Source organism: Roseomonas sp. OT10, assembly GCF_020991085.1.
GTDB classification, from domain to species: Bacteria; Pseudomonadota; Alphaproteobacteria; order Acetobacterales; family Acetobacteraceae; genus Roseomonas; species Roseomonas cutis.
Genome location: NZ_CP087719.1, coordinates 2988796 through 3015064, shown reverse-complemented (window position 1 = coordinate 3015064; position 26269 = coordinate 2988796). Strand labels below are relative to the sequence as shown.

General features: G+C 72.9%; 24 protein-coding genes. 17 read left to right on the top strand and 7 right to left on the bottom strand.

What is annotated here, in order from left to right; genetic code table 11:
• The first annotated feature begins 7 nt into the window (after positions 1-7).
• From LPC08_RS13850 to LPC08_RS13835, 4 genes are all read left to right on the top strand, one after another.
• Positions 8-1378 carry an acyclic terpene utilization AtuA family protein gene (locus LPC08_RS13850; RefSeq protein ID WP_230448831.1) on the top strand — a complete coding sequence of 457 codons (1371 nt, stop codon included), beginning with the start codon at positions 8-10 and terminating at the stop codon, positions 1376-1378.
• A 3-nt stretch (positions 1379-1381) separates the two neighbouring features.
• Positions 1382-1699 (top strand): DUF4387 domain-containing protein, encoded by a 318-nt coding sequence (locus LPC08_RS13845; RefSeq protein WP_230448830.1) that lies wholly within the window; start codon positions 1382-1384, stop codon positions 1697-1699.
• Between the two features lie 72 nt (positions 1700-1771).
• A complete protein-coding gene (locus LPC08_RS13840) occupies positions 1772-2521 on the top strand; it encodes an SDR family NAD(P)-dependent oxidoreductase (protein ID WP_230448829.1) in 750 nt (249 codons plus the stop codon).
• 334 nt (positions 2522-2855) lie between these two features.
• Positions 2856-3698 carry a TerC family protein gene (locus tag LPC08_RS13835; protein ID WP_230448828.1) on the top strand — a complete coding sequence of 281 codons (843 nt, stop codon included), beginning with the start codon at positions 2856-2858 and terminating at the stop codon, positions 3696-3698.
• Here LPC08_RS13835 and LPC08_RS13830 read toward each other — a convergent pair.
• Complete coding sequence (locus LPC08_RS13830; RefSeq protein WP_230448827.1) at positions 3649-4440, bottom strand: SDR family NAD(P)-dependent oxidoreductase; 792 nt, start codon at positions 4438-4440, stop codon at positions 3649-3651. The two genes, LPC08_RS13835 and LPC08_RS13830, sit on opposite strands and share 50 nt — an antisense overlap.
• A 386-nt stretch (positions 4441-4826) precedes the next feature.
• Between LPC08_RS13830 and LPC08_RS13825 the strand changes: the two genes are divergently transcribed.
• Complete coding sequence (locus tag LPC08_RS13825; protein ID WP_230448826.1) at positions 4827-6347, top strand: ABC1 kinase family protein; 1521 nt, start codon at positions 4827-4829, stop codon at positions 6345-6347.
• Between the two features lie 64 nt (positions 6348-6411).
• On the opposite strand, the gene LPC08_RS13820 is transcribed toward LPC08_RS13825, so the two are convergent.
• On the bottom strand, positions 6412-7374 hold the full coding sequence (locus tag LPC08_RS13820; protein WP_230448825.1) for a D-2-hydroxyacid dehydrogenase family protein: 963 nt from the start codon (positions 7372-7374) through the stop codon (positions 6412-6414).
• Between the two features lie 372 nt (positions 7375-7746).
• Between LPC08_RS13820 and LPC08_RS13815 the strand changes: the two genes are divergently transcribed.
• Both LPC08_RS13815 and LPC08_RS13810 read left to right on the top strand, forming a co-directional pair.
• Positions 7747-8997 carry an MFS transporter gene (locus LPC08_RS13815; RefSeq protein ID WP_230448824.1) on the top strand — a complete coding sequence of 417 codons (1251 nt, stop codon included), beginning with the start codon at positions 7747-7749 and terminating at the stop codon, positions 8995-8997.
• Between the two features lie 274 nt (positions 8998-9271).
• On the top strand, positions 9272-10057 hold the full coding sequence (locus tag LPC08_RS13810) for an SH3 domain-containing protein (RefSeq protein WP_230448823.1): 786 nt from the start codon (positions 9272-9274) through the stop codon (positions 10055-10057).
• A 72-nt stretch (positions 10058-10129) separates the two neighbouring features.
• Here the strand turns inward: LPC08_RS13810 and LPC08_RS13805 are convergent, their stop codons facing one another.
• From LPC08_RS13805 to alr, 3 genes are all read right to left on the bottom strand, one after another.
• Positions 10130-11824 carry a hypothetical protein gene (locus LPC08_RS13805; protein WP_230448822.1) on the bottom strand — a complete coding sequence of 565 codons (1695 nt, stop codon included), beginning with the start codon at positions 11822-11824 and terminating at the stop codon, positions 10130-10132.
• Between the two features lie 100 nt (positions 11825-11924).
• Positions 11925-13223, bottom strand: a complete 1299-nt coding sequence (locus LPC08_RS13800) for a D-amino acid dehydrogenase (RefSeq protein ID WP_370643357.1) — start codon at positions 13221-13223, stop codon at positions 11925-11927.
• Positions 13196-14347, bottom strand: a complete 1152-nt coding sequence (gene alr, locus LPC08_RS13795) for an alanine racemase (protein ID WP_230448820.1) — start codon at positions 14345-14347, stop codon at positions 13196-13198. The genes LPC08_RS13800 and alr overlap by 28 nt, the downstream gene beginning before the upstream one ends.
• Before the next feature lie 153 nt (positions 14348-14500).
• Here alr and LPC08_RS13790 point away from each other — a divergent pair, with 153 nt between their 5' ends.
• From LPC08_RS13790 to LPC08_RS13780, 3 genes are all read left to right on the top strand, one after another.
• Positions 14501-14983: a YybH family protein gene (locus tag LPC08_RS13790; protein WP_230448819.1), complete on the top strand. Its 483-nt coding sequence runs from the start codon at positions 14501-14503 to the stop codon at positions 14981-14983.
• Between the two features lie 94 nt (positions 14984-15077).
• Positions 15078-16082 (top strand): glutathione S-transferase family protein, encoded by a 1005-nt coding sequence (locus LPC08_RS13785; RefSeq protein WP_230448818.1) that lies wholly within the window; start codon positions 15078-15080, stop codon positions 16080-16082.
• Positions 16083-16168: 86 nt separating this feature from the next.
• The gene (locus LPC08_RS13780) at positions 16169-16909 is read left to right on the top strand and encodes an MlaA family lipoprotein (protein ID WP_230448817.1); all 741 of its coding nucleotides are present in this window, start codon (positions 16169-16171) and stop codon (positions 16907-16909) included.
• Positions 16910-16955: 46 nt separating this feature from the next.
• On the opposite strand, the gene LPC08_RS13775 is transcribed toward LPC08_RS13780, so the two are convergent.
• Together LPC08_RS13775 and LPC08_RS13770 are read right to left on the bottom strand one after the other, a co-directional pair.
• On the bottom strand, positions 16956-17168 hold the full coding sequence (locus tag LPC08_RS13775; protein WP_230448816.1) for a hypothetical protein: 213 nt from the start codon (positions 17166-17168) through the stop codon (positions 16956-16958).
• Positions 17169-17238: 70 nt separating this feature from the next.
• On the bottom strand, positions 17239-17787 hold the full coding sequence (locus tag LPC08_RS13770) for an NADH-quinone oxidoreductase subunit B family protein (RefSeq protein WP_230448815.1): 549 nt from the start codon (positions 17785-17787) through the stop codon (positions 17239-17241).
• A gap of 122 nt (positions 17788-17909) precedes the next feature.
• On the opposite strand from LPC08_RS13770, the gene LPC08_RS13765 reads away from it, so the two are divergent.
• From LPC08_RS13765 to arfA, 7 genes are all read left to right on the top strand, one after another.
• On the top strand, positions 17910-18848 hold the full coding sequence (locus tag LPC08_RS13765) for an ArsR/SmtB family transcription factor (protein WP_230448814.1): 939 nt from the start codon (positions 17910-17912) through the stop codon (positions 18846-18848).
• A 110-nt stretch (positions 18849-18958) separates the two neighbouring features.
• On the top strand, positions 18959-20911 hold the full coding sequence (locus LPC08_RS13760; protein WP_230448813.1) for an ABC transporter substrate-binding protein: 1953 nt from the start codon (positions 18959-18961) through the stop codon (positions 20909-20911).
• Positions 20912-20975: 64 nt separating this feature from the next.
• A complete protein-coding gene (locus LPC08_RS13755; RefSeq protein ID WP_230448812.1) occupies positions 20976-21980 on the top strand; it encodes an ABC transporter permease in 1005 nt (334 codons plus the stop codon).
• Between the two features lies 1 nt (position 21981).
• Positions 21982-22845: an ABC transporter permease gene (locus LPC08_RS13750; RefSeq protein ID WP_230448811.1), complete on the top strand. Its 864-nt coding sequence runs from the start codon at positions 21982-21984 to the stop codon at positions 22843-22845.
• Complete coding sequence (locus tag LPC08_RS13745) at positions 22845-23873, top strand: ABC transporter ATP-binding protein (RefSeq protein WP_230448810.1); 1029 nt, start codon at positions 22845-22847, stop codon at positions 23871-23873. Before LPC08_RS13750 ends, LPC08_RS13745 begins: the two co-directional genes overlap by 1 nt.
• Positions 23870-24700 carry an ABC transporter ATP-binding protein gene (locus tag LPC08_RS13740; protein ID WP_230448809.1) on the top strand — a complete coding sequence of 277 codons (831 nt, stop codon included), beginning with the start codon at positions 23870-23872 and terminating at the stop codon, positions 24698-24700. The genes LPC08_RS13745 and LPC08_RS13740 overlap by 4 nt, the downstream gene beginning before the upstream one ends.
• A gap of 22 nt (positions 24701-24722) precedes the next feature.
• Complete coding sequence (gene arfA / locus LPC08_RS13735) at positions 24723-26267, top strand: arabinosylfuranosidase ArfA (protein WP_230448808.1); 1545 nt, start codon at positions 24723-24725, stop codon at positions 26265-26267.
• The last annotated feature ends 2 nt before the right edge of the window (positions 26268-26269 follow it).

Genomic DNA, 26269 nt, shown 5'->3' with positions numbered 1-26269 from the left:
ACGAACCATGAGCGCAAGCGCAAGAGAACTGAGGCTGGTCTCGATCAACGGCTGCCTCGGCTACGGCTACGAGTTCAGCAGCCTGGAGGCGGGCATCGCCCAGGCGCCGCATCTGGTGGGCGGCGATGCCGGCTCGACCGACCCGGGCCCCTTCTACCTCGGCAGCGGCACCTCGCTGGTGAAGCGGGAACAGGTGCGCCGCGACCTGGGCTTCGCCCTGACCCGTGCCCGCGCGGCCGGCGTGCCGCTGATGATCGGCTCTGCCGGGATGGGCGGCGGCAACCCGAACCTGGAATTCGTGCGCGAGATGCTGGTGGGCATCGCGCGGGAGAACGGGCTGAACTTCCGCCTCGCCACCATCCGCTCCGAGATCGAGCCCACGCGGGTGCGCGACGCGCTGCGCGCCGGGAAGGTCACGCCCATGCCCGACGCGCCGGCGCTGACCGAGCAGGCGGTGATGGAGAGCAGCCGCATCGTCGGGCAGATGGGCACCGAGCCCTTCGCCGAGGCGCTGGCCCAGGGCGCCGACGTCGTCCTCACCGGCCGCTCCTGCGACACGGCGATCTACGCCGCCCTGCCGATCGCCGAGGGCTACGATCCCGGCCTGGCCCTGCACATGGCCAAGATCATGGAATGCGGCGCGCAATGCGGCCTGCCGCTGGCCGCCAACGACAGCCTGCTCGGCATCATCCGCAGCGACCACTTCCTGGTCCGCCCCCTGGCGGAGCACCGCATCTGCACGCCGGATTCCGTCGCCGCCCACACCATGTACGAGCAGGGCGACCCGCTGGTGCTCTACGAGCCGGAGGGCCGCGTCGACCTGCGCGAGGCGGTGTTCGAGCAGGTGGACCGGCAGACCGTGCGCGTCAGCGGCTCCCGCTTCATCCCCACGCCGAAGCTGCAGATCAAGCTGGAGGGCGCGCGGCTCGCGGGCTATCGCGCCTTCACCATCGCGGGCATCCGCGACGGCGCGGTGATCGGCAGCCTCCCCGTCATCGAGGAGACTGTGCGCGGCGCCGTGCGGCGCAACCTGCGCAGCGATGTCGGTGACGACCAGTTCGCGCTGGGCTTCCGCTACTACGGCCGCGATGCCGTGCTCGGCCCGCTGGAGCCGGAGCGCAGGCCGCCGCACGAGGTCGGTGTCCTGATCGAGGTGGTGGCGCGCAGCCAGGAGCTGGCGGATTACGTCCTGTCGCTGGCACGGTCCTCCTTCCTGCACTGCCCCTTCCCGGGGAGGAAGACGACGGGCGGCAACCTGGCCTTCCCCTTCTCGCCCTCCGACGTCAGCGCCGGCGAGGTCTACGAGTTCAGCGTCTATCACCTGATGGAGGTCGAGGATCAGCATGCGCTGTTCCCGATCGAGATGGAGCGTATCTGACCCATGGCCCGGTTGCAGGACCTCGCCGCCGTTCTCCGCAGCAAGAATGCCGGCCCCTTCCAGATCACCATCGACCTGATGTTCGAGGAGGAGGCGACCTATCGCCGCGTGCTGGAATCCGGCGCGCTCGCTCCCGGCCGCATCGCCGAGCTTTACGGCGTGGAGACGCAGCACGTCGCGGTCATCCCCTTCGACCGGGTGCGCGCGATCAAGGTGACGCTGCCGCGGCGCTCCGGCCAGCGCGGCAGCGGCTCCGCCTTCGACCGCGACGTCTACGGCGCGCAGCAGCACGGGCCGCTGGCGGGGATCGAGATCGCCTGAGGCTTGCCATCCGGCACCGCCCCCGCCAGCCTCCCGCCGCGCCCCGGGGGCGGGGCGGGAGGGAATGGCAAGATGATCTGGCAGGAACGCTTCCGGGGCCGCACGGCCGTCGTCACCGGCGGCGCGGCGGGGATCGGCCGTGCCGTGGCGAAGCGGCTGGCGGCGGAGGGCGCGCGGGTTGCCCTCTGGGACCTCGACGCCGGGGCGCTGGAGGCGGCGAAGGCGGAGGGCGACGTGGCGCATGTGGCGGCGCTGGACATCGCCGACGCCGCCCAGGTGGACCGCGCGATGGCATCGAGCCTGGAGGCGCTGGGCGACCGGCTGGACATCCTCGTCGCCAGCGCCGGCATCACCGGCCCCAACACCACGGTGCGCGACTATCCGGTCGAGGCGTGGAAGCGCGTCATCGACGTGAACCTGAACGGGCTGTTCTACTGCGACCGCGCGGCGATCCCGGCGATGGAGCGCAACGACTACGGCCGCATCGTCAACATCGCCTCGATCGCCGGCAAGGAGGGCAACCCCAACGCCTCCGCCTACAGCGCCTCGAAGGCCGCGGTGATCGGGTTGACCAAGTCGTTGGGCAAGGAACTGGCGAAGGGCGGCATCCGGGTGAACTGCGTCACCCCCGCCGCGGTGCGCACGGCGATCTTCGACCAGATGACGCAGCAGCACATCGACTTCATGCTGTCCAAGATCCCCATCGGCCGCTTCGGCACGATCGACGAGGTGACCGCCCTGGTCTGCTGGCTGGCGAGCGAGGAATGCTCTTTCAGCACGGGCGGCGTGTTCGACGTGTCCGGCGGCCGCGCGACCTACTGACCTCCGGCCGGGCAGGGGAGGACGGCCTCCGGCCCGTCCGCCCGCGATCCCGGGCGAGCGGACCGGATCGGCCGCCCCGGCGCGGGGGCGGGATGGCCCGGCCGCCGAAGCCCTGCCCGGCGAAGCTCCACCTGCGGGACCAGGGGCAGGCTCCCGGTAGTCTTGCCATCGGCCATGTTGCGTTGGACCGGGAATGGCACCATCCTGGCGCATTTAAAAACAATGACTTAAGCAGCAGGTCGGACGGAAGATGAAATTTCTGTAATTATCCTTTCATCTTTTCATCGTGCGGGCGATATGCGGGGTCCACAACAGCCCGGAATGCCGCCCCTCGATGGACGCTGAAGTTCTCGTTGCCCTCATCGCCCTTATCGGCATGGAGGTGGTGCTCGGCATCGACAACCTCGTCTTCATCGCAATCCTCTCCAACCGGTTGCCACCGGAGCAGAGGCGCAAGGCCCGGCTGATCGGGCTGGGCCTGGCGGTGGTGATGCGCCTGGGCATGCTGGCCGGGGTCGGCTGGCTGATGACCCTCACCACGCCGCTCTTCCAGGTGCTCGGCCAGAGCGTCTCGGGCAAGGACCTGATCCTGCTCGCCGGCGGGCTGTTCCTGATCGGCAAGGCGGTGATGGAGATCCACCACCGCGTCGACCCGGATGCCCAGGCCCAGACCCATGCCGCCAAGGCGGTGGCCGCCACCTTCGGCATGACCGTGGTCCAGATCATCCTGATCGACATGGTCTTCAGCGTGGACAGCATCCTCGCCGCCATCGGCATGACCAACGTCATGTGGGTGATCGCGGTGGCGATCCTGGTCTCGGTGACGGTGATGCTCCTCTCCATGGATGCGCTGTCCGACTTCATGGAGAAGAACCCGACGGTGGTGATGCTGGCCCTCGCCTTCCTGGTGATGATCGGCATGGTGCTGGTGGCCGAGGGCATGCACTTCGACGTGCCCAAGACCTTCGTCTACGTCGCCATGGCCTTCGCCGCGGTGGTGGAGGGGCTCAACGTCTGGGCCCGCCGCAGCCAGGGCAAGATCCAGGGCCACCGCACGACGGACCCCACCACCAGCACGCTGGCGACGGGTCCCGTGCCCGGGCACGACCCGGCGCTGGTGGGCGGCCCTACGCCTCCCGCGGGGGCCCGCCCGTCGCCTTCGCCGGCAGCCGGCTGAGCCAGCGGGGCGGGACCATCCCGCCCAGCCGCGCCATCCAGTAGAGCGGCAGGGGGTAGGCGATCCGCGCCTGCCCCCTTGCGATTCCGGCCAGCGCCCGGCGCGCGGCGGTTTCCGGCGTCATCAGGAAGGGCATCGGGAAGTCGTTCGCCGCCGTCATCGGCGTGCGGATGTAGCCGGGGCAGAGGGCGTGCAGCCGCACCCCCGCGCGCCGTGCGGTGGCGTCCGTCGCCTCCGCCCAGCGTTGCAGCGCCGCCTTGGAGGCGCAGTAGGCTGGTGCCCCCGGTGCGGCGATGAAGCTGGCGACCGACGCCACCACCGCGATCCGCCCGCGCACCCCATCCTCCCCTGGCCCCTGCTCCCGCATCCGCGCCAGGGCGGGCAGCGCCGTGTTCAGTGCGCCGGTCAGGTTCACCTCGAAGATCGTGCGCGCCTGCTCCGCCGGTTCCACCGCCCCGCCGGTCCCGGCGGAGATGCCGGCATTGGCGATCAGCAGGTCGATCCGTCCCGCCGCCTCCACCCAGGCAGCGCAGGCGGCGGCGTCGCGCACGTCGAACCGCGCCTCCCGCACCGCCGCCCCGGCCGCCCGGCACAGCGCGGCGGTATGCGCCAGCCGCGCCGCATCCCGCCCGGCCAGGTGCAGCGTGCGGCCGGGCGCCGCCAGCGCCTCGGCCAGGGCGGCGCCGAAGCCGGAGGAGGCACCCGTCAGCGCCACGACGGGCCAGGCAGGCGGGTCGGTCATGCGGTGGGCCGCGCGCCGGTCGGGGTCATCATGCCGGCCATCCTGGCCCAGCCGGTGCGGAAGGCGAAGCGGTGGCGGGGCTTGCGGGGCGTCGCCGCCCTCCGCCTCTCCGCGCCCGGCCTCGCCGCGGGACCGAGGCCCTCGCATATCCTCGCCGGGAGCGGCGGACGGCAGCTTCCTCGACGGCGACGGTGAGCGGCGCACCGACACGGGACGGCGTGCACCACGGACCCGTTGGGGCATGGCCCGGCGGGGGAGGGGCCCGGGGGAGAAGAGCGTCCTCCCCCGCTCCCGGCATGCCGGCCAATCCGGCCGTCCGCCGGCCGCAGCCGGGGCGTGGGTTCGACACGCCCGCCCGGCCGCCCTAACTCCCGGACATGCTCGACATGGCCCTCGTCGCCGCGCGCGACCGCAAGCGCATCGCCGAGATCGGCGGCGTCGTCGCCCGCTTCGGCCTCGGCGCGCTGCTCTCCCGCCTGGGCCTGGGCGGCTGGGCGCCGGGCGAGGAGGGGGAGGCGGCGGGGCCAGGGCTGCCGCATCGCTTCCGCCTGGCGCTGGAGGCGCTGGGGCCGACCTTCGTGAAGCTGGGCCAGATCCTCGGCACCCGCGCCGACCTGCTGCCGCGCGACTGGATCGCCGAGCTGGAGCAACTGCAGAGCGGCGCCCCGCGCCTGCCCTTCGAGGCGCTGCGGGCGCAGGTGGAGGAGGATCTCGGCGCCGCGCCCGAGACGGTCTTCGCCCACTTCGACACCGAGCCGCTGGCCGCCGCCTCCATCGCCCAGGTGCACCGCGCCCGGCTGGCGGATGGCACGGAGGTGGTGCTGAAGATCCGCCGCCCCGGCATCCGCCCGCGCATGGAGGCCGACCTTCGCCTCCTCGCCGCCCTGGCCGCGACGGCGGAGCAGGCGGGAGAGCGGGTCGCGCGGCACAACCCGCGCGCCCTGCTGCGCCAGCTCACCGAGGCGGTGCTGGAGGAGCTGGACTTCACCCAGGAGGGCCGCAACGCCGACCGCCTGGCCGCCAATTTCCGCGGGCGCGACGGGGTGGTGGTGCCGCGCATCCACTGGTCGCTCTCCTCCGAGCGGCTGCTGGTGCAGGACTACCTGGCGGGCACCCCGCCCACCTCCGCCGAGCGTCTGCGCGCCGCCGGGATCGACCCGCGGCGCATCGCGGCCCTGGGCGCGGAGGTGGTGCTGGACATGGTCCTGGTGGACGGGCTGTTCCACGCCGACCCGCATCCGGGGAACCTGCTCTGCCTGCCCGGGGACCGGATCGGGCTGCTCGACCTCGGCATGGTCGGCCATGTCTCGCCCCGGCGGCGGGAGGAGATGGTCGGCTTCGTCACCGCCCTCGCCACCGGCGATCCGGCGCGGCTGGCCGAGGTGCTGGCCATCTGGTCCGACGGCCGCGCCACGGCCTCCCGCCTCACCCCGGCGGCCGAGCGCCTGATCGCCCGCCACGGCAGCGGCCGGCTGGTGCTGACCCAGGTGATGGCGGACATGATGGCCCTGGTGCGGGAGGAGGGGCTGGCCATGCCGCCCGACCTGCTGCTCATCTTCAAGGCGCTGGCGACCATTGACGGGGTGCTCAACCGGATCGACCCCGGCTTCGACCTCGCCGCCGCCGCCGGGCAGGCCGGGCGCCGGGTCCTCCAGGCCCGTACCGATCCCGACGCCCTCCGCCGCCGCCTCTCCGCCCTGCTGCTCGACCTGGGCAGCGCCGGCGACGACCTGCCCCGCCTGCTGCGCGCGGCCACCCGCCGCCTGAACGAGCGCGCGGACGGGCCGGACCCGCGGGCGGCCGCGCTGGAACGCCTCGCGGCGGCGCTGCGCTGGGGCGCGGCGCTGCTCGCCGGCTCGGTCCTGGCGGGCGCCGTGCTGGTGGCGCTGGCGCTGCGCTGGGGGTAGCGGCCTGCGGGCCGGGAAGGGCTCCCGCAGGCCCGCGCCCGGCCGGTGGCGCCCGCCGGCCGGATCAGCCCGGGGAGAGGACGCGCAGCGGGGCGCCCTGCAGCCAGGCGGCGATGTCCTCCACCGCATCGGCGAAGAAGCGGCGGTAGTTGGCCTCGCTGACATAGCCGAGATGCGGCGTGGCGACGAGGTTGGGCAGGCCGCGCAGCGGGTGGCCGGGCGGCAGCGGCTCCTCGTCGAACACGTCCAGCGCGGCGCCGGCGATGCGGCCGGAGCGCAGCGCCTCGGCCAGGGCGCGCCAGTCCACCAGCGGCCCGCGCGAGGTGTTCACCAGCAGCGCCGTGGGCTGCATCAGCCCCAGCTCGCGCGCCCCGATCAGCCCGTGCGTCTCCGGCCCCAGCACCATGTGCAGCGTCACCATGTCGGCGCGCCGCAGCAGCTCGTCCAGCGAGGCCGCCCGCTCCGCCCCATGCGCCGCGGCATGCGCGTCGGTCAGGTTGCGGCTCCAGGCGAGGACGCGCATCTCGAAGGCGGCGGCGTAGCGCGCCATCCGCTGCCCGACCTTGCCGAGACCCACGATGCCAAGGGTCTTGCCCGCCAGATCGATGCCGAGGCTCGACTGCCAGGGCGTGCCGCCCGCGTGGAAGTTCGCGTCCTCGCGCGGGATCGAGCGGGCGAGGGCCATCAGCAGCCCCCAGGCCAGCTCCGGCGTGGGGGCGCCGGCGCTGCCCGTGCCGCAGACCACCACGCCCTGCGCCCCGGCGGCGGCGAGGTCGATGGCGGCGTTGCGCATGCCCGTCGTCACCAGCAGGCGCAGCGCGGGCAGGCGCGCCAGGGTGGCGGCGTCGAAGCGGCTGCGCTCGCGCATCGCCACCACCACCGCGGCGCCCTGCAACGCCTCGGCCATGGCATCCGGGTCGAGGTGGTCGCGCAGCACCTCCAGCGACACCTGGTCCGCGAGGGCGGACCAGTCGGCCATGCGGCGTGCCGCATCCTGGTAGTCGTCGAGCACGACGCAGCGGATCATGTGGACAGGCTCCCGGATGTTGGACCGGCCATCGCTATCCCGCCGATGGCGCGGCGCAGGGTAGGGCGGCCGGCGGGCCGGTGCCAGGAACCTGCCGGCGATCTCCCCGGCCTGATCCATCCGCCATGTCTCCGGTGGGCCGCCCGGGGTCCCGCCCCTGCCTGCCGCGGACGCGCGGCGACGTGTCGGAGGGGGCGCCGCCGCGCTGCCGGGCGATGTCGCCCCGCGCGGCCTGCCCCCTGGCCAGAACCGTCGGAAGCCCCGAACATGCCACGCGGCGACGGCTCCCATCCCGGCTGGCCGGGCCCGCGCGGCGTCCCCCGCGCGATCGGAGGCGCCGCCCGGCCCGATGGCATGAGCAGTCCTGGCCCGGTGCCCGTCTTGCGGCAGCGCCCCTTCCTCGCCTTCCTGCTGGCCAACGTGCTGGAGCGCTTCGCGGCGGCGGCCATGACCGTGCTGCTGGGCTTCCAGGTGTACGAGCTGACGCACGACCCGCTCGACCTGGGCTGGCTCGGGCTGGTGGAGGCGATCCCGGGCGTCACCCTGGTGCTCTACGGCGGCCACGTCGCGGACCGGCTCAGCCGCCGGCGCATCGTCATCGCCGCGCAGGTGGCGCTGACCGTGCTGGCGGCCGGGATCGCCCTGCTGTCCGCCGCGGCGCCGGCGGGGCTGCTGCCGTTGCTCTTCCTGGCCGCCTTCCTGGCCGGGGTCGCGCGCGCCTTCCAGGGCCCCGCCGCCTCGGGGCTGGAGGCGCAGGTGGTGCCGGTGGCGCAGCTGATCCGCGGTCTGGGGCTGCTCGCCACCAGCGGCCGGCTGGCGGACGTGGCCGGGCCGGTGGCGGGTGGCTTCGCCTGGTCCTGGCTGGGCGGGGCGGAGACCTATGGCGCCATCGCCGTGCTCCTCGCCGCCTCCTGCCTCACCGTCTGGCTGGGCGTGCCGGAGCGGCCGCCCCTCCATGCCGTCCCGGAGGCGGGGACGACGACCGTGTGGCGGCGGATCGCGGAGGGCGTGCGCTACGTGCTGGGCAACCCCTATCTCGGCGGGTCCATGGCGCTCGACATGTTCGCCGTCTTCTTCGGCGGCGCCACGGCGCTGCTGCCGGTCTTCGCCACGGACGTGCTGGGCGTGGGGGCGGAGGGGCTGGGGCTGCTGCGGGCCGCCAGCGGGCTGGGCGCGCTGCTGGCGGCGCTCGGCGCGGCGCGCTTCCTGCCGCAGCACCGGGCCGGGGTGGCATTGCACGCCGTCATCGCCGGCTTCGGGGTCAGCATCATCGTCTTCGGCGTCTCGACCTCGCTGCCGCTGTCGCTGGCCGCGCTCTTCGTCGCCGGTCTGTGCGACGGCACCAGCGTGGTGATCCGCCGGGCCATCCTCCGTCTTGCCTCGCCCGAGGCGATGCGCGGCCGGATCGCCGCGGTGCGCTCCGTCTTCGTCGGCTCGTCCAACGAGCTGGGCGCCTTCGAGAGCGGGCTGGCGGCGAGCCTGCTCGGCGCCCAAGCGGCGGTGTGGAGCGGCGGGTTCGTCACCCTCGCCATCGTCGCGGTCACCTTCCTCGCCATGCCGAGGCTGCGGCGGATGGATTTGGTGGAGATGGCGAAGGCGGAGGAGCGGCGCGGCCGGGCCTAGGCTGCGGCGGCCGGGGCGAAGGTCAGGCGGCGCATCGGCCAGGCCCGGCGTCCGCGGCACCCGCCGGGGCTGCCCCGGCCCCATCCGCGGGACCGTTCCGTTGTGCGGCCTGCCCGTGGCGAAGCGCTGCTGCCATGCAGCGATCTGCCCGGCCCGCCGTTGCGGGAGGGGGCGGCGGGGGCCGGCACGCCGCGCGCCGTGCTTCCCATGGCGCGGCACGGTGACCTCACCGTGAAGTGACGCCACGGCGCCGGGGGCGTATCGCGAGGAGAGGATGAAGGCGTACCGGATCGCCGCGCTGGCGGGGCTTTGCCTGCTCGCGGCCTGCAAGGAGAAGAAGGAGGAGGCGGAGACGCCGGACGGGAATCGCGTGGCGCGGGCCCGGCAGCTCGCGGAGGCGCGGCTGCAGTCCTCGCTCCGGGTCGATGGCAGCCAGCTCCGGGGCGTGCAGGTCTACCGCCAGGCCATCGCCGGCACCTACGCCGTCTGTGGCCAGGTCAATCCCGGCGGGGCGGACCGCCCCTTCCTGCCCTTCGTCAGCGTCGTCTCCTTTCCTGACGCCTCCAAGGGCGGCGGGGGCGGCGACGCCCCGTCGGTCGATCAGTTCGTCTCCATGAGCGCGATCGAGGCGACCCGGGTCTATGTCGAGATGACCTCGCGGTGCGGCGAGGACGGCGGCCCGCGCCAGAGCGGGAACCGCGTCGTCCCGGCACCGCTGCCGCCCGTGCCCGGCAACCTGCCCTATGCCGGGCAGCCCGCCGCCGCGCCGGCGGCCGGTGCCGCGGCGGCATCGCCTGCCGCCCCCACGCCCGCCGCCCCTTCGACTGCCCCCCCGGCGACGCCCCAGGCGGCGGAGCGGGGCACGCCGGCGTCGGGCACGGTCACGATGCGGCAGAACGGCAATCTACGCGCGCATCCGAGCGGGGGCGGCGAGGTCCTGCGGGTGCTGCCCCGCGGCGCCGCGTTGCGCGTCTTCGCCGAGGCGCCGGGCGGCTGGTACCAGGTGGGCGAAGGTGGCGCGCCCGCCGGCTGGGTCCACGGCTCCATGCTGGATCGCTGAGGCGGGGTCAGGCGGCCGCCTGACCCTGGCGCCCCGCGCCGTCGGAAGGAAAGGGGCGCCCTCGCTCCGCCGCTACTGCGACGACTTCACCAGCCCCGAGAAGCCGGCGAAGGCCAGCAGGCCCAGGCCGAAGCCGGCGATCATCTGGATGTACTCGAAGATCTTCCCGGCATGGCCCAGGCCGTGGCGGGTATCGGGGGACCAGTAGTTGCGCTGCCCCGCCTCCAGGCCCGGGATCAGCGCCTCCAGCGAGTACATCCACTTGTTGAACTTCGGGTAGGACTGCGCCTCCGGCTGCGCCAGGAAGCAGTCGATCTGCCGCTGCCCCGGCCGCGCCAGCCCCGCGCGCTGCTGGTCGAGCGAGGGGAGCCACAGGCTCCGCTCCGGCGGCGTGCCGCACAGCACCCATTCCGGCGAGCGCAGGGTGACGGCGACGTTGGGCCGCATCTGCCCCTGCGACTGGATCGTGGCCAGCAGCCCCACCCCCGTCAGCCAGAACAGCACCAGCCATACGAAGGCCAGCAGGGGTTGCAGCCCGTAGCCGACGGTGAGCCAGAGCAGCGTGTCCTGGACCGCCAGCCCCGCGCGGGTGCTGGGCCAGCGCGCGCGGGCGCGGCGGGCGCGGCGTTGCAGCCGCTCCTTCTCGAACAGGACGGTCCGCGCTTCCTCCTGGTGCCCCATCTGGCTCAGCACGGCGCTGAGCTGCTCGTAGGGCTGCGGCCAGAAATCCTCGCCCCAGCGGGAGGGCGACTGGCGGGAGAGCCAGTCGAGCCGGCTGCGCGCATCCACCGGCCCGCCGATGAAGCCGCCGTAGCGGAAGCGGTTCATCAGCAGGTCGCCCGGCGCCGGCCAGCTCGCCGGCTCGTCCATGACGATGCCGAGCTGGGTGCCGTTCAGGCTCAGCGCCCCCTTCACCTGGGCGCCGTGCCGCAGGAACAGCGCCCCCTCCACCACGGCGCGGTTCAGGGTCAGGGCGATCGCCCCGGGGGCCTCAAAGGTGCCGCCCTCCAGCTGCACGTCGCCGCTGACCCGCGCGCCGATGAAGCTCGCCTCGCCCAGGATGCGGGCGGAGCGGAGCACCGCGTCGCCGCCGATCCGGATGCCGTCGGCCGAGAGGGCGGTCTCGCCGGCATGCTCGATGACGGCGCCGGTCAGGGCCAGGTCGCCGCCGAGCTTCGCGCCCGACACCTTCACCCCGCCCTGGAACTGCGTGCCGCGCAGCGTCAGGTCGCCCCGGGTGGAGACATAGGCGCCGTTGAAGGCCAGGGCGCCGGGCTGCGCGACGGTGGAGCCGTCCAGCACGAACTCCCCGTCGAGCCGCGCGCCCAGGATGTCGATGGCGCCGTCGATCCGGGTGGCGCGGAGGTAGACCCCGCCCCGGGCCACCAGCCCGCGCGCCAGCAGCCCCGGCAGGACGGAGCCGTCGAGCACCAGGTTGTCGATGGCGGCGGAGCGCAGCACCAGCGCGGCCTCGAAGCGGCAATCGGCCAGGGCGATGCTGCGCGCCACGGCACAGCCTTCCAGGTCGAGCGCCCCCGCCACCCAGGCGCCGCGCAGCCGCAGCCCCTTCTCGTGCAGGCGCGGCAGTCCGGGCGCGCCCAGCAGCAGCAGGCGCAGGAACGTAGCGCGGATGGTCCGGGTCTCGTCCCCCGCCGCCGGCAGCCGGCCGTCGCCGCACTGGTGATAGGCGCCGCTGTCGAGGTCGGCGACGAGCCGCTCCTCGGCCGGGGTGAGGGTGCCGAACTCGGGCAGGGTCTGGGCCGTCATGCGTCTCGCGGGGCGGGTGGGGGGGCCTGGCTGGCGGGCCGCCCGGGAGGGCAGGGGTCATAGCACCCCGCCCCGCCCGCGCCACCCGCGCGGGCGGGCGTCACGCCGCCGCCTGGCGCCCCTCGTCGTAGCGCGACAGCGCCAGGTCGTCCGCCTTGATCTCCGGCGCCCGGCCCGAGACCAGGTCGGCCAGCAGCCGCCCCGATCCGCAGGACATGGTCCAGCCCAGCGTTCCGTGCCCCGTGTTCAGCCACAGGTTCGGCCAGGCCGTCGCCCCGATCACCGGCGTGCCGTCCGGCGTCATCGGCCGCAGCCCCGTCCAGAACATCGCCTTCGACAGGTCGCCGCCGCGCGGGAACAGGTCGCCCACCGAATGCTCCAGCGTCGCGCGGCGCGGCCCGCGCAGGGTCTTGCTGTAGCCGGCGAGCTCCGCCGTGCCGCCGACGCGGATGCGCTCGCCCAGCCGGGTGATGCCGACCTTGTAGGTCTCGTCCATCACGGTGGAGACGGGCGCCATGTCGGGATCGGTGATCGGGATGGTGATGGAATAGCCCTTCACCGGATAGACCGGCAGGTCGATGTCCAACGGCTTCACCAATGCGGGCGAGTAGCTGCCCAGCGCGACCACGTAGGCATCGGCCGTCATCGTCCCGGCATCCGTCTCGACGGCGGCGACGCGCCCCGCCTCGGTGGCGAGCGAGCGGACATTCACGCCGTAGCGGAAGGTCACGCCGCGATCCGCGCAGAGCGCCGCGAGGCGCTGGGTGAAGAGGTGCGCATCCCCCGTCTCGTCGCCCGGCAGGCGCAGCCCGCCCACGATCTTCTCCTGCACCAGGGCGAGCGCCGGTTCGGCGGCGATGCAGCCCGAGGGGTCGAGGATCTCGTAGGGCACGCCGTACTCGTCCAGCACGGAGGTGTCCTCGCCGACATGGTCCAGCTGCTTCTGCGTGCGGAAGAGCTGGAGCGTGCCGCGCTCGCGGTGGTCGTACTCGATCCCCGTCTCGGCGCGCAGCTCGGCCAGCGCGGTGCGGGAATACTCGGCGACGCGGACCATGCGGCCCTTGTTGACGTGGTAGGCCTCCTCCGTGCAGTTCGCGAGCATCTGCACCAGCCAGTGCGCCAGCGCGGCGTCGGGGCGCGGCCAGATCACGAAGGGGCGGTGGCGCATCAGCAGCCACTTGATCGCCTTGATCGGCACGCCCGGCCCGGCCCAGGGGGCGGAGTAGCCGAAGGAGACCTGGCCCGCATTGGCGAAGCTGGTCTCCAGCCCCGCGCCCGGCTGGCGTTCGACCACCGTGACCTCGTGCCCCGCCCGGGACAGGTACCAGGCGGAGGTGACGCCGATCACCCCGCCGCCGAGGATGAGGACCTTCATGCCATGTCTCCGCCGTCGAGGTATTCGCGATGGTAGCGTGCGCCGAGGCTGGTCAGCACCTCGTAGCCGATGGTGCCCTCCGCCAGCGCCGCCTCGTCCACCCCGTGCTCCGGGTCGAGCAGGTCGACCAGCGTGCCGGGGCGCAGCGTGCCGGGGGGCAGGGCGGTGACGTCGAGGATGATGCTGTCCATCGACACCCGCCCGAGGAAGGGCAGCCGCACGCCGCCGAACCAGGCGGCGCCGCGGCCGCTGGCGGCGCGGTGCACCCCGTCGGCATAGCCGGCGACGATGGTGGCGAGCCGCGTCGGCGCCGTGGTGGTGGCGGTATGGCCGTAGCCGACGGGGGTGCCGGCCGGCACCTCGCGCGTCTGCACCACCCGGGCCTGGAGCCGCACCACGGGGCGCATCGGGTTGGGCCGGCCGGGGGTGGGGTTGATGCCGTAATGCGCGGCGCCCGGGCGCACCAGGTCGAAGCGGTAGGCGGGCCCCAGGAACACGCCCGAGGAGGCGGCGAGGCTGGCCGGGGCAGGGGGCAGCCGCCGGCGCAGCGCCTCGAAGACCGCGAGCTGGGCGGCATTGGCCGGGTGCTCCGGCTCGTCGGCGCAGGCGAGGTGGCTCATCACCCCGGCCAGGGCGAAGGTGTCCAGCGCCTCGTCCTCCGCGAGCGCCGCGACCTCGGCCGGGGCGAGTCCCAGCCGCGCCATGCCGCTGTCCACCTGCACCCAGGCGGGCAGGCGCTCGCCCCGGGCGCGGCACAGCGCGGCCCAGGCGGCGATCTCGCAGGGGTCGTTCAGCACCGGCACCAGCCCGTGCGCGGCGCACTCCGCCTCCGTCCCCGGCAGCGGCCCGTGCAGCACCAGGATGCGCGGCGCCCGGCCGAGCGCCGCGCGCAGGGCGATGCCCTCCTCCAGATGCGCCACGAAGAGGTCGCGGCAGCCTTCCGCCAGCAGGGCCCGGGCGACCGGCGCGGCGCCCAGCCCATAGGCGTCCGCCTTCACCACCGCGGCACAGGCGGCGGGGGCGGTGACGCGCCGCAGCAGCCGGTGGTTGGCGCGGATCGCCCCCAGGTCGATGGTGAGCACGGCCCCGGCCCGGTCCCCCGGGCGCGGCCTGGGGGCGATGGGCGGGGCGGCGGTGGCATCGGGCATGCGCGGCTCCTGGGCCAGGGGGTCCTGTCCGGGGACCCTGCCGGGGGGACCTTGCCTGGGGGGGAGCGCGCCTGGAAGGGGCCGGGTTCGGGGCCTGCCGTGCCGCGGCCGCCACCCTCGCGCCGCCGCGGCCGCGCGGGCAGGATGCGGCGCATGACGGATTCCGCAGCCCTCCCCCTCGCCGATGCCGCCACCACGGCCGCCGCGCATGACTGGCTCGCCGCCCTCTCGGCCGCGGTACAGGCGGTGGACTTCGCCGCCGGCCGCGCGCTGTGGGACCCGGCGGTGGTGATCTTCGGCACCCACCGCCGGCTGGAGCACGGGCTGGACGCCGCGGTGGCGCGGCAGTGGTCGAACGTCTGGCCGGTGACCTCGGGCTTCGCCTTCCGGATGGAGGAGGTGATCGTGATGGCCGAGCCGGGCGCCGCCCTCGCCACCGTCGTCGCGCCCTGGGACAGCACGGGCTATGGCCCGGACGGCACGCCCTTCGCCCGGCCCGGCCGCGCGACGCTGCTGCTGCGGCGCGGGGCGGACGGCACCTGGCGCTGCGTGCACTCCCACATGTCGCTGGAGCGCGGCGTGCCGCAGGACAGCTTCGGACCCGACGGGACGCGCCGGCCCGTCATCGGCGGCTGACCCGCCCCGTGGCCGCACGGGCAGCGGCCTGCATCGCGGGGGCATCCCGGGGCCCCCTGGCGCGCTGACGGCAGGAGGCGAGGAGGAGAGGGCGATGGGGCTGCTGGTGGATGGGGTCTGGCAGGACCGCTGGTACGACACCTCGGCCAGCGGCGGGCGGTTCCAGCGGCAGGCGAGTCCGTTCCGCCACTGGGTCACGCCGGATGGCAGCCCGGGTCCGTCGGGCGAGGGCGGCTTCGCGGCGGAGCCGGGGCGCTACCACCTCTATGTCGCCCGGGCCTGCCCCTGGGCGCACCGCGCCACCATCCTGCGGGCGCTGAAGGGGCTGGAGGGGATCGTGTCGCTCTCCGTCACCCACTGGCTGATGGGGGACCATGGCTGGACCTTCGAGCCGGCCGAGGGCGTCGTCCCCGATCCGGTCGGCAACGCGCGCTATCTCTACGAGGTCTATCGCCGCGCCGATCCGCGCTACACCGGCCGGGTGACGGTGCCGGTGCTGTGGGACCGGCAGCGGGACACCATCGTCAGCAACGAATCCTCCGAGATCCTGCGCATGTTCGACAGCGCCTTCGACGGCGTGGGGGCGCGGCCGGGCAGCTTCCGGCCGCCCGATCTGCGCCCGGAGATCGAGGCGCTGAACGGCCGGATCTACGACACCGTCAACAACGGCGTCTACAAGGCGGGCTTCGCCACGACGCAGGACGCCTATGAGGAGGCGGTCTTCCCGCTCTTCGACACGCTCGACTGGCTGGAGCAGCGGCTGGCGATGCGCCGATACCTCTGCGGCGACCGGATCACCGAGGCGGACTGGCGGCTCTTCCCCACGCTGCTCCGCTTCGATCCCGTCTACCAGTTCCACTTCAAGTGCAACCTGCGCCGGCTGACGGACTATCCCCATCTCTGGGCCTATACGCGCGAGCTGTACCAGTGGCCCGGCGTGCGGGAGACGGTCGATTTCGGCCATATCCGGCGGCACTACTACGAGAGCCATCCGACGGTGAATCCCAGCCGCATCGTCCCGGCCGGGCCGCTGCTGGACTTCGACGCGCCGCACGGCCGAGGGCCGGTGCCGGCGGGGGCCGTCGCGGGCGCCGCATGACCGGTGCGGGGCGCCCGGATCACGCCGCCGCGCGTGGGGGCCGGGGGCCGATAGGTGGGAAGGGGGCGATCGCCTATCCTGCCGCCATGCCGCCCCGCCCCGCTGCGTTCCTGCTCGCCGCCGTCCTCGCCACGTCCGGCTGCGCGACCCGCGGCACGGGGGCGGCCGCGACGCCCGGCGATCCGCTGGAGCCGCTGAACCGCCAGGTCTTCGACGTCAACCTGGCGCTCGACGACGCGGTGATCCGCCCGGTGGCGCTGGGGTACCGCGAGCTGGTGCCGGAATTCGCGCGCCGGCGGGTGCGCTCCGCCATCGCCAACCTGCAGGAGCCGGGCATCCTGGCGAACAACCTGCTGCAGGGCCGCTTCGTCGATGCCGGACACACGACGCTGCGCTTCGCCTTCAACTCCATCATGGGGCTGGGCGGGCTGTTCGACGTCGCCACGGAATGGGGCATCGCGCGGCGCAGCGGCGATTTCGGCCAGACGCTGCATGCCTGGGGGGTGGAGGGCGGCCCCTATCTGATGCTGCCGCTGCTCGGCCCCTCCAACGCCCGCGACACGATGGGCTGGGTCGGCGACGGCCTGATCAACCCCGTCAACTGGCTGATGCCGATCGAGGGCACGGTGGGGCGCGGTGTCGCCGACGGCATCGACCTGCGCGAGCAGAACATCGAGACGCTCGACGCGCTGCGTGGCGACTCCCTGGACTTCTACGCCCGGCTGCGCAGCGTCTGGCAGCAGCGCCGCGCGGCCCAGCTCGGCGAAGGCGGCAGCGGCGACGGCGGGGAACCCGACGTGCTGGAAGACCCCGCCACCCTGCGCTGAAGCAGGCGGCGCCGCGGCCGGGGGAAGCCGCGGCGCCGGCCGCCGGTCAGTGCCGGTCGCCGGGGTGGTCCTGCGGCGTCGCCAGGACGGTGGTGGCCAGGGCGGCGATCTCCGCCAGCACATCCCGCGTCACCGAGAGGCGCAGCAGCACGCCTTCGGCCGTCTGCAGGTGCAGCATCTCGGTGCGCTCGCTGCTCAGCAGCGCGGCGGTGACGACGGTGGGCAGGGCGGGGCGGGGAGGGGGGTGGAGCCGGGACACGCAGGGACCTCTTTTACGTCCGGGGGGGGAGCCGAGCATTCCTCGGCCCCCCAAGCCTGCGGTGCTTTCCCTAACGGGCCATGAAGCTGAGGGCCGGCGCCGGGCGCTGTGCCTCCAGCAGGGCGAGGAGCCCTTCCAGCAGCTGTGCCGGGCTTGGCGGGCAGCCGGGGATGACCAGGTCCACCGGCAGGACCGCGGCCACCCCGGCCTCCACCGCCGGCGAGCCGCGGAAGCAGCCGCCGCCCGCCGCGCAATCGCCCGCCGCCACCACCCAGCCGGGCTCCGGCATGGCCGCATGGGTGCGGCGCAGCGCCTCGGTCATGTTGCGCGTCACCGGGCCGGTCACCAGCAGCAGGTCGGCATGGCGCGGGCTGGCGACGAGGCGCAGACCGAAGCGCTCCAGGTCGTAGGCCACGCCCGACAGCGCGTTCAGCTCCAGCTCGCAGCCGTTGCAGGAGCCGGCATCGACCGCGCGTATGGCCAGGGAGCGCCCCAGCCGGGCGCGGCTTGCCTCCTCAAGCCGCAGGGCCAGCGCCTCCGCCGCGTCGGCGGGGACAGGCGGCGCCGGGTCCGTCGAGGGCCGGGAGAGCAGGTTTCGGGCAAGGCGCGGCCAGAGCATCGGCGGCAGTCCAGCATGCCCGCGCGGGAGCGTCACGGGCGGAAACGCCCGGCGTCGGGTCAGGGGTCAGAGAACCGGAAGATCGGGTATGAAACCCGCCGCCGCCGGTCCATACTGGGCGGATGACCAGCCCGGCGGCCCGCACCTTCCTCACCGTGATCCCGGAGGCGAACCCGGAGGCGGTGAAGGGCCTGGCCTCGCCCGTCCGGCTGCAGATCCTGCGCCTGCTGCGCCAGCAGGGGCCGCTGAACGTGAACCAGATCGGCGAGCGGCTGTCGCTGCCGCAATCCACCGTGGCGGCGAACGTGCTGGTGCTGGAGGAGACGGGGCTGATCGAGACGGAGGTGGTGAAGGCCACCAAGGGGCAGCAGAAGATCTGCCGGGTCCGTTTCGACGACATCGTCATCCGCCTGGACGGCCCGGCCTTCGAGCAGCGGCGCGATCTGGTGGAGGTCGCGATGCCGCTCGGCCTCTACACCTCCTGCGACGTGCGGGCGCCCTGCGGGCTGTGCTCGCCGCGCGGGGTGATCGGGCTGCTGGACGTGCCGGACTTCTTCCTCGACCCGGCCCGGGTGGAGGCGGCGCTGATCTGGTTCTCGCGCGGCTTCGTCGAGTACAAGTTCCCCAACAACGCCAAGCTGATCGGCGCCGCGGTGCGGGCGGTGGAGTTCAGCCTGGAGCTGTCGAGCGAAGTGCCGGGGACCAGCCTGGACTGGCCCTCCGACATCACCCTCTGGGTCAACGGGGTGAAGCTGGGCACCTGGACCTCGCCCGCCGACTACGGCGACAAGCGTGGCACGCATACGCCGCGCTGGTGGAAGCTGGAGGGCTCCCAGTACGGACGGCTGACGACCTGGCAGGTGACGGACCAGGGCACCTTCTTCGACGGGCTGCGCCTCTCGGGGGTGACGCTGCGCGACCTCGACCTCGACGCCCACCACTCCATCCGCCTGCGCATCGGCATCGAGGAGACGGCGGCGCATCCGGGCGGCATCAACATCTTCGGCCGCCAGTTCGGCAACCACGACCAGGACATCGTGATGCGCCTGCGGCTGGCGTAAATAAACCCGATTGATGGGTTTATATCGCGAAATTGGTTGACGCCGGCGCCGTGACTCTCCTAGCCTCCCGACAACGAAGCCGGCTGAAGCCGGCACGGGAGGATCGGTTCATGTCGCTTCGCCGCAGGTCATTGCTGGCTTCCCCGATCGCGCTCGCCGCCGTGCCGGCCGGCGCCCGGATGGCGGAGGCGCAGACCGCCGGCCAGCCCGGCGCCGCCGCTTCGCCGAACGCCGCCGCCCTGACGAGCCGCCCGGCCCCGCCGCGGCGGGAGACGCTGATCCTGGAGAACCCGGAAGGCGTCATCCGGAACGCCGGCTGGTTCAACATCTGGGCGATCAACGCCGGCAGCCAGACCAACGGGCTGCAGCAGGTGGCGATGGACACGCTGTGGTACATCGACCCGGAGAGCGGGCTGGACGGCGCCTTCGACAACTCGCTGGCCGCCGAACCGCCGATCTACAACGCCGACTTCACCGAGATGACGGCGAAGCTGCGCCGCGGCCTGTACTGGAGCGACGGGGTGGAGTTCACCGCCGCCGACGTGATCCACACGGTCGAGACCCAGATCAAGAATCCGGCCATGCGCTGGAGCGCGCAGCTGATCCTGAACGTGGAGCAGGTCAGTGCGCCCGACCCCTACACCGTCGTCTTCCGGCTGAAGCGGCCGAACGCGCGCTTCCACGCCAACTTCCTGGTCCGCTTCAACGCCATCTGGATCATGCCGAAGCACGTCTTCGAGAAGGTGGCGGACCCCGTGCGGTTCGACTTCAACCCGCCCGTCTCGATCGGCGCCTACACGCTGCACAGCTACGACCCGGACGGCCGGCGCTTCACCTGGGAGCGGCGCGCGGACTGGCAGCGCACCAGCCTGGGCCGCTTCGGCGAGCCCGGGCCGCGCTACGTCACCTATGTCGATGGCGGCCCGCCGGACAAGCGGGTGATCGCGCAGCTCAACCACGAGCTCGACGTGGTGCACGACACCGCGCCGGAGGGCATGTTCACCCTGGCGCGGCAGTCGGAGCGGGTGCACGGCTGGTTCCCCGGCTTCCCCTACGCCCATCCCGACCCGACCCTGCCCTCGCTGATCCTCAACGCGCAGAACCCGCTGTTCCAGGACCGTCGGGTGCGCTGGGCGCTGGCGCTGCTGATCGACATGAAGGCGGTGTCGATGGCGAGCTACCGGGGCGCCGCCACCATCTCGGCCATCGCCCTGCCGCCGACGGGGACGCATCCGCGCGACTACCACGCCCCGTTGCAGGAATGGCTGACCGCCTTCGAGCTGGACACCGGCAAGCGGAAGATCCGGCCCTACGACCCGACCATCGGGGCGCAGATCGCCAACCTCGTCCGGCCCACCACGCCGAGCGTGCCGAGCGACCCGGCGCAGATCGCCCGCTCGCTCGGCTATGGCTGGTGGAAGCCCGACCCGCAGGCGGCGACGGAGCTGCTGGAGGCGGCGGGCTACCGCAAGCGTGGCAACGCCTGGATGACGCCGGACGGCAAGCCCTTCGCGATCAAGGTCGTCGTCGAGGGCGAGGCCCGGCCGGTGATGACCCGCGCGGGCACCATGGTGGCGCAGAACTGGCGGCAGTTCGGCATCGACAGCCGCATCGACGTGGCCCAGGGCGGCACCATGGCGGACCGGCGCAACGCCGGCGACTTCGAGGCGATCATCGCCTGGAGCGTCGAGACCTATGGCGGGCATCCCGACCTCGCCTACTTCCTCGACAGCTGGCACTCGCAATACGTCTCGCCGCCCGGCAAGGCGCAGCCCTTCCGCAACTGGCAGCGCTGGTCGAGCCCGGAGATGGACGCGATCATCGAGCGGATGCGCCGCACGCCCTTCGACGACCCGGCCGTGGTGGAGATCGGCCGCGACTACGCGAAGCTGATGGTGCAGGAGATGCCGATCATCCCGCTCATGGCCTACAACGTCTTCACCACCATGGACACGACCTACTGGACGGGCTTCCCGACTTCGGAGAACCCCTTCGCCAACCCCGTGCCGAACTGGGGCAACTCCCGCTCCATGCTGGTGCGCCTGAAGCCGCGCCCGGCCTGAATCCCGCGGGCGAGGGCAGCGCCGCCCGCCCGTTTCCTTCCGCGCCTCGTTCGGAGGACCGCGCATGCGGGCCTATGGCCTCTATCTGCTCAAGCGCCTGGCGCAGTTCGCCGTGGTCGTCTTCATCGGCATCAACGTGACCTACCTGATCACGCATGCCACGCCGATCGACCCGGTGGAGCAGACCATCACCGCCGCGACCTCCTTCGGCAACACCAGCCCGGAGGCGATCGAGATGATGCGCCGCTCGCTGCAGGACCTCTACGGCACGGGCGGCGGGGCGCTGGCGCAATGGGCCTCCTTCTGGCGCCGCATCCTGGTGGGCGATTTCGGCCCCTCCCTCTCCGCCTTCCCCACGCCGGTCGCCACGCTGATCGGGCGCGCCCTGCCCTGGACGGCCGGGCTGATGGTCGTCTCCACCCTGCTCGCCTGGGGGCTGGGGAACCTGCTGGGCGGCCTCGCCGGCTACCACCGCCGCAGCCGGCTGCTGAAGCTGGCCGGCATCGCCGCCATGGCCGTGCATCCGGTGCCCTACTACATCGTGGCCTTCGTGCTGCTGATCCTGTTCGGCTTCGTCTGGCCGGTGCTGCCGATCACCGGCGCCTACGAGCAGGGGCTGCGGCCGGGGCTGAACGCGGACTTCCTGCTCAGCGTGCTGCGGCATTCGCTGCTGCCGGCGCTGTCGCTGATCCTGGTGGGCATCGGCGGGTGGTTCATGGGGATGCGCTCCCTCGTCTCCAACATCGTCACCGAGGACTACGCCGTCTATGCCGGGCTGGCCGGGGTGAAGCGGCGGACGATCCTCTCCGCCTACGTCATGCGCAACGCCCTGACGCCGCAGGTCACGGGGCTCGCCATGTCGCTGGGCGCCATCTTCAACGGGGCCATCATCACCGAGCAGGTCTTCGGCTATCCCGGCATGGGCTCGCTGCTGATCGCCGCGGTGCATGCGGGCGACTACAGCCTGGTGATCGGGGTGACCACCGTCTCCATCCTCGCCGTCTCCTTCGCCGTGCTGCTGGTGGACCTGCTCTACCCGCTGCTCGACCCGCGCGTGCAGGCCCGCTGAGATGTGGCCGATCCTGCGGGACCTGCTCCGCTACAACTGGGAATTCACGGTCGGCGCGCTGCTGCTGGCCATGGTCGCGGTGGTGGCGGCGCTCTCCTTCCTCGCTCCCTATCCGCCGCTCGACGTCTACGTGGTGCCGCCGGACATGCCGCCCTCGGCGGAATACCTCCTGGGCACCACCTCGCGCGGGCAGGACGTGTTCTGGCAGCTTGCCTTCGCCATCCGCAACACGTTGCTCTTCGGCATCGCCGTCGCGGTCATCAGCCGCGTCATCGCCCTCGCGGTCGGCCTCTTCGCGGGCTATGCGGGCGGGACCGTGGACCGGCTGCTGATGTCGGTGAACGACACCTTCATCGTCATCCCGCTCTTCCCCATCCTGGTGCTGTTCTACTTCGTGATGCGCGACCAGATGAGCTGGGTGCTGCTGGCCGTGGTCGCGGCCTGTCTCGGCTGGGCCTATGACGCGCGGCTGATCCGCTCCATCGCGCTCTCGCTCAAGACCCGCGAGTTCACCGCCCAGGCCGCCTTCTCGGGCATGAGCGCCACGCGGATCGTGACGCGGGAGCACCTGCCCTATGTCATGCCGGTGGTCTTCACCACCACCATGAACAACATGAACTGGAGCATCGGGCTGGAGGTCACGCTCTCCGTCCTGGGCTTCACCGACGTCAACACCCCCACCATCGGCGGCATGATCTACTGGGCCAACCAGCATGCCGCCCTGGTCTCCGGCATCTGGTGGTGGATCGCCGCCCCCGTGGCCCTGGTGGTCGCGGTCTTCGTGGCGCTGTTCCTGCTCGCCGTCTCGATGAACGAGTACATCGACCCGCGCTCCCGCCTCGCCCGGCTGGGGGGCGCGACCTGATGCTGGCCGTGACGCCCCCCGCCGCGGCGACGCGGCAACGCCCGATCCTCTCGGTGGAGGGGCTGCGCGCCTACTACCAGGTCCGGGCCTACGGCACGGCGCGGGAGGTCCGCGCGGTGGACGACATCACGCTGGAGGTCCGGCGCGACGAGATCTACGGCCTTGCCGGCGAGAGCTCCTCCGGCAAGAGCACGCTGATCAAGACCATCGCCCGCGCCATCCGCCCGCCGCTGCGCGTGGTCTCCGGCCAGGTGCGCTTCGACTTCGGCCAGGGCCCGCGCGACCTCTACGCGCTGTCGGAGGCGGAGCTGGACGCGGTGCGCTGGCGCCACCTCTCCTACGTCATGCAGGGTTCGATGAACGTGCTGAACCCGGTGCGGCGCATCCGGCACAGCTTCGTCGACTTCGCCTTCCGCCACATGGGCCTGCCCATGAAGGGCTTCCTCGGCGCTGTGGAGGCGCATCTGGCCCACCTGCACCTGGAGCCGGGCGTGCTGGACCGCTACCCGCACGAGCTGTCGGGCGGCATGCGCCAGCGCGTCACCATCGCGCTGGCCACCGTCTGCCGGCCGGACTTCATCATCGCCGACGAGCCGACGACGGCGCTGGACGTGGTGGTGCAGAAGGGCGTGCTGGGCATGATCCGCAGCCTGCAGCGGGAGATGGGCTCCTCCGTCCTCTTCGTCACGCACGACATGGCGGTGCACGCCAACCTGACCGACCGGCTGGGCATCATGTATGCGGGCCGGCTGGTGGAGGAGGCGCCGACCCGGCAGTTGTTCCGCCATCCGCTGCACCCCTACACGCGCCACCTGATCGCCAGCCTGCCGCGCATCGGCGACGACGCGCCGCGCCACGGGCTGGAAGGCCGGCCGCCCAGCCTGGCGGAGCCGCCGCCCGGCTGCCGCTTCCACCCGCGCTGCCCCCTCGCCATGGAGGTCTGCCGGCGCGAGGTGCCGGCGATGGAGGAGCTGGCGCCCGGCCAGCGCGTCGCCTGCCACGCCGCGAAGCAGGGGATCGCCGCATGAGCGCGCCGCTGCTGGAGCTGCGTCATGTCGGCAAGACCTATGGCGGCGGGCTGTTCTCCCGCGCCCGCACGGCCGCGGTGCGCGACGTCTCCTTCACCCTGGCGGACGACCGGCCGGAGGTCTTTGCCATCATCGGCGAATCCGGCAGCGGCAAGTCCAGCCTCGCGCGCATGATCCTGGCCGCCAGCCCCGCGACGGAGGGGCAGGTCCTGTTCCGCGGCCAGGATCTGTCGCGCCTGCGCGGCCGGCGGGCGCGCCTCGCCTTCATGCGGCAGGTGCAGCCGATCTTCCAGAACCCCTTCGAGGCGTTCAACCCGCTGACGCGCGTGGACAGCTACCTGTACGCCACCGCCCGCAACCTGGGCGACGCGCCCGACCAGGCGGCGGCGGAGCGCCAGGCGGACGCGGCGCTGCAACAGGTCGGGCTGTCGCTGGCCGAGGTCCGCGGCCGCTTCCCGCACGAGATGTCCGGCGGCCAGCTCCAGCGCGCGGCCATCGCGCGGGCGCTGATCCCGGGGCCCGCGCTGCTGGTGGCGGACGAGCCCGTCTCGATGATCGACGCCTCGCTGCGGATGACCATCGTCAACCTGTTCCGCGAGCTGCGCGACCGGCTGCGCGTCTCCATCGTCTACATCACGCACGACCTCGCCACCGCCTACACGATCAGCGACCGCATCATCATCATGCGGCGCGGCGAGGTGGTGGAAGCCGGCGACGCGCGGACGGTTCTGTCGCACCCGCAGCACCCCTATTCGATCCAGCTCAAGGACGCCGTCCTCTCGATCGACGGCGCCTGGGACGAGGCGCCGACCGCGCAGCACGTCTGAACATCAGGGAAGGAAGCAGGCCTTGAAGGCACAGGTGACCATCGACCGCGACGTGGCGATCGGCGACACGCACGACCGGCTGTTCGGCGCCTTCGTCGAGCATCTCGGCCGCTGCGTCTATGGCGGCATCTACGAGCCCGGCCATCCGGAGGCGGATGCGAAGGGCTTCCGCAAGGACGTGATGGCGCTGGTGAAGGAGCTGGCGCCGACCATCATGCGCTATCCCGGCGGCAACTTCGTCTCCGGCTACAACTGGGAGGACGGGGTGGGCCCGGTGGAGCAGCGGCCGCGCCGCCTCGACCTCGCCTGGATGTCCACCGAGCCCAACACCTTCGGCACCAACGAGTTCATCGACTGGTGCCGCGAGACGGGCATCGAGCCGATGCTGGCGGTCAACCTCGGCACCCGCGGCGCCGATGCGGCGCGCAACCTGGTGGAGTACTGCAACCATCCGGGCGGCACCGCTTGGTCCGACCTGCGCCGCGCCCACGGCTGGGAGAAGCCGCACGACGTGAAGTTCTGGTGCCTGGGCAACGAGGTCGACGGCCCCTGGCAGATGGAACACAAGACGGCGCAGGAATACGGCCGCGTCGCCACGGAATCGGCCAAGATGATGAAGTGGGTCGATCCCTCGCTGGAGCTGGCGGCCTGCGGCTCCTCCGCCCGCAACATGCCCACCTTCGGCGCCTGGGAGCGGGAGGTGCTGGCGCACTGCTTCGACCATGTCGAGTTCGTGTCGCTGCACACCTACCTGAACAACTACGCCGACGACATGGGGGGCTTCCTCGCCAGCCCCGACCTGATGGACAGCTTCATCGAGGAGGTGGTGGCCATCGCCGACGCCGTGGCGGCCGAGCGCCGTTCCTCCAAGCGCCTCATGCTCAGCTTCGACGAGTGGAACGTCTGGTACCGCACCCGCGGCAAGCGCGAGGGGCGGACGGTGCCGGGCTGGCCGGTGGCGCCGAAGATCCTGGAGGAGGTCTACACCATGGGCGACGCGCTCGCCTTCGGCGGCGCCTGCATCTCCCTCCTCAACCATGCCGACCGGGTGAAGGCCGCCTGCCTGGCGCAGCTGGTGAACGCCATCGCCCCGATCATGACGGAGACGGGCGGCCCCGCCTGGCGCCAGACCATCTTCCATCCCTTCGCGCAGTTCTCGAACCTCGGGCGCGGGCGGGTGCTGCGGGTACAGGTGGAATCGCCGACCTACGAGGCCCGCTACTACGACCCGCGCGGCCCGCAGGAGCACCATTTCGCGCTGCCCGCCGTGCCCTACCTGAAGACCGCGGTGGTGCACGACCGGGAGGGCGGCTTCGTCACCCTCTTCCTCCTGAACCGGCATCTGGAGGAGCCGCTCTCCGTGCAGGTGGAGGCGCGGGGGCTGGAGCGTCTGCGGTTGCAGGAGGCGCAGGCGCTGCACCACCGCGACCTTTCCGCCACCAACACCCGGGAGGAGCCGGACCGGGTGAAGCCGGAGACGCTGCGCGAGGTCGAGCTTCGCGGCACCGGGCTGTCCGTCACCCTGCCGCCGGCCTCCTGGAACGTCATCCGGCTGGCGACCGGCTGATC

Excerpts from the sequence above, each read along its gene's own strand:
- LPC08_RS13840 (WP_230448829.1), top strand. The coding sequence starts at position 1,772 with ATGATCTGGCAGGAACGCTTCCGGGGCCGCACGGCCGTCGTCACCGGC.
- LPC08_RS13790 (WP_230448819.1), top strand. The coding sequence starts at position 14,501 with ATGACGGATTCCGCAGCCCTCCCCCTCGCCGATGCCGCCACCACGGCC.
- LPC08_RS13825 (WP_230448826.1), top strand. The coding sequence starts at position 4,827 with ATGGCCCTCGTCGCCGCGCGCGACCGCAAGCGCATCGCCGAGATCGGC.
- LPC08_RS13785 (WP_230448818.1), top strand. The coding sequence starts at position 15,078 with ATGGGGCTGCTGGTGGATGGGGTCTGGCAGGACCGCTGGTACGACACC.
- LPC08_RS13850 (WP_230448831.1), top strand. The coding sequence starts at position 8 with ATGAGCGCAAGCGCAAGAGAACTGAGGCTGGTCTCGATCAACGGCTGC.
- LPC08_RS13835 (WP_230448828.1), top strand. The coding sequence starts at position 2,856 with ATGGACGCTGAAGTTCTCGTTGCCCTCATCGCCCTTATCGGCATGGAG.
- LPC08_RS13805 (WP_230448822.1), bottom strand. The coding sequence starts at position 11,824 with ATGACGGCCCAGACCCTGCCCGAGTTCGGCACCCTCACCCCGGCCGAG.
- LPC08_RS13760 (WP_230448813.1), top strand. The coding sequence starts at position 18,959 with ATGTCGCTTCGCCGCAGGTCATTGCTGGCTTCCCCGATCGCGCTCGCC.
- alr (WP_230448820.1), bottom strand. The coding sequence starts at position 14,347 with ATGCCCGATGCCACCGCCGCCCCGCCCATCGCCCCCAGGCCGCGCCCG.
- LPC08_RS13845 (WP_230448830.1), top strand. The coding sequence starts at position 1,382 with ATGGCCCGGTTGCAGGACCTCGCCGCCGTTCTCCGCAGCAAGAATGCC.
- LPC08_RS13830 (WP_230448827.1), bottom strand. The coding sequence starts at position 4,440 with ATGACCGACCCGCCTGCCTGGCCCGTCGTGGCGCTGACGGGTGCCTCC.
- LPC08_RS13780 (WP_230448817.1), top strand. The coding sequence starts at position 16,169 with ATGCCGCCCCGCCCCGCTGCGTTCCTGCTCGCCGCCGTCCTCGCCACG.
- LPC08_RS13745 (WP_230448810.1), top strand. The coding sequence starts at position 22,845 with ATGCTGGCCGTGACGCCCCCCGCCGCGGCGACGCGGCAACGCCCGATC.
- LPC08_RS13810 (WP_230448823.1), top strand. The coding sequence starts at position 9,272 with ATGAAGGCGTACCGGATCGCCGCGCTGGCGGGGCTTTGCCTGCTCGCG.
- LPC08_RS13765 (WP_230448814.1), top strand. The coding sequence starts at position 17,910 with ATGACCAGCCCGGCGGCCCGCACCTTCCTCACCGTGATCCCGGAGGCG.
- LPC08_RS13820 (WP_230448825.1), bottom strand. The coding sequence starts at position 7,374 with ATGATCCGCTGCGTCGTGCTCGACGACTACCAGGATGCGGCACGCCGC.
- LPC08_RS13750 (WP_230448811.1), top strand. The coding sequence starts at position 21,982 with ATGTGGCCGATCCTGCGGGACCTGCTCCGCTACAACTGGGAATTCACG.
- LPC08_RS13770 (WP_230448815.1), bottom strand. The coding sequence starts at position 17,787 with ATGCTCTGGCCGCGCCTTGCCCGAAACCTGCTCTCCCGGCCCTCGACG.
- LPC08_RS13755 (WP_230448812.1), top strand. The coding sequence starts at position 20,976 with ATGCGGGCCTATGGCCTCTATCTGCTCAAGCGCCTGGCGCAGTTCGCC.
- LPC08_RS13740 (WP_230448809.1), top strand. The coding sequence starts at position 23,870 with ATGAGCGCGCCGCTGCTGGAGCTGCGTCATGTCGGCAAGACCTATGGC.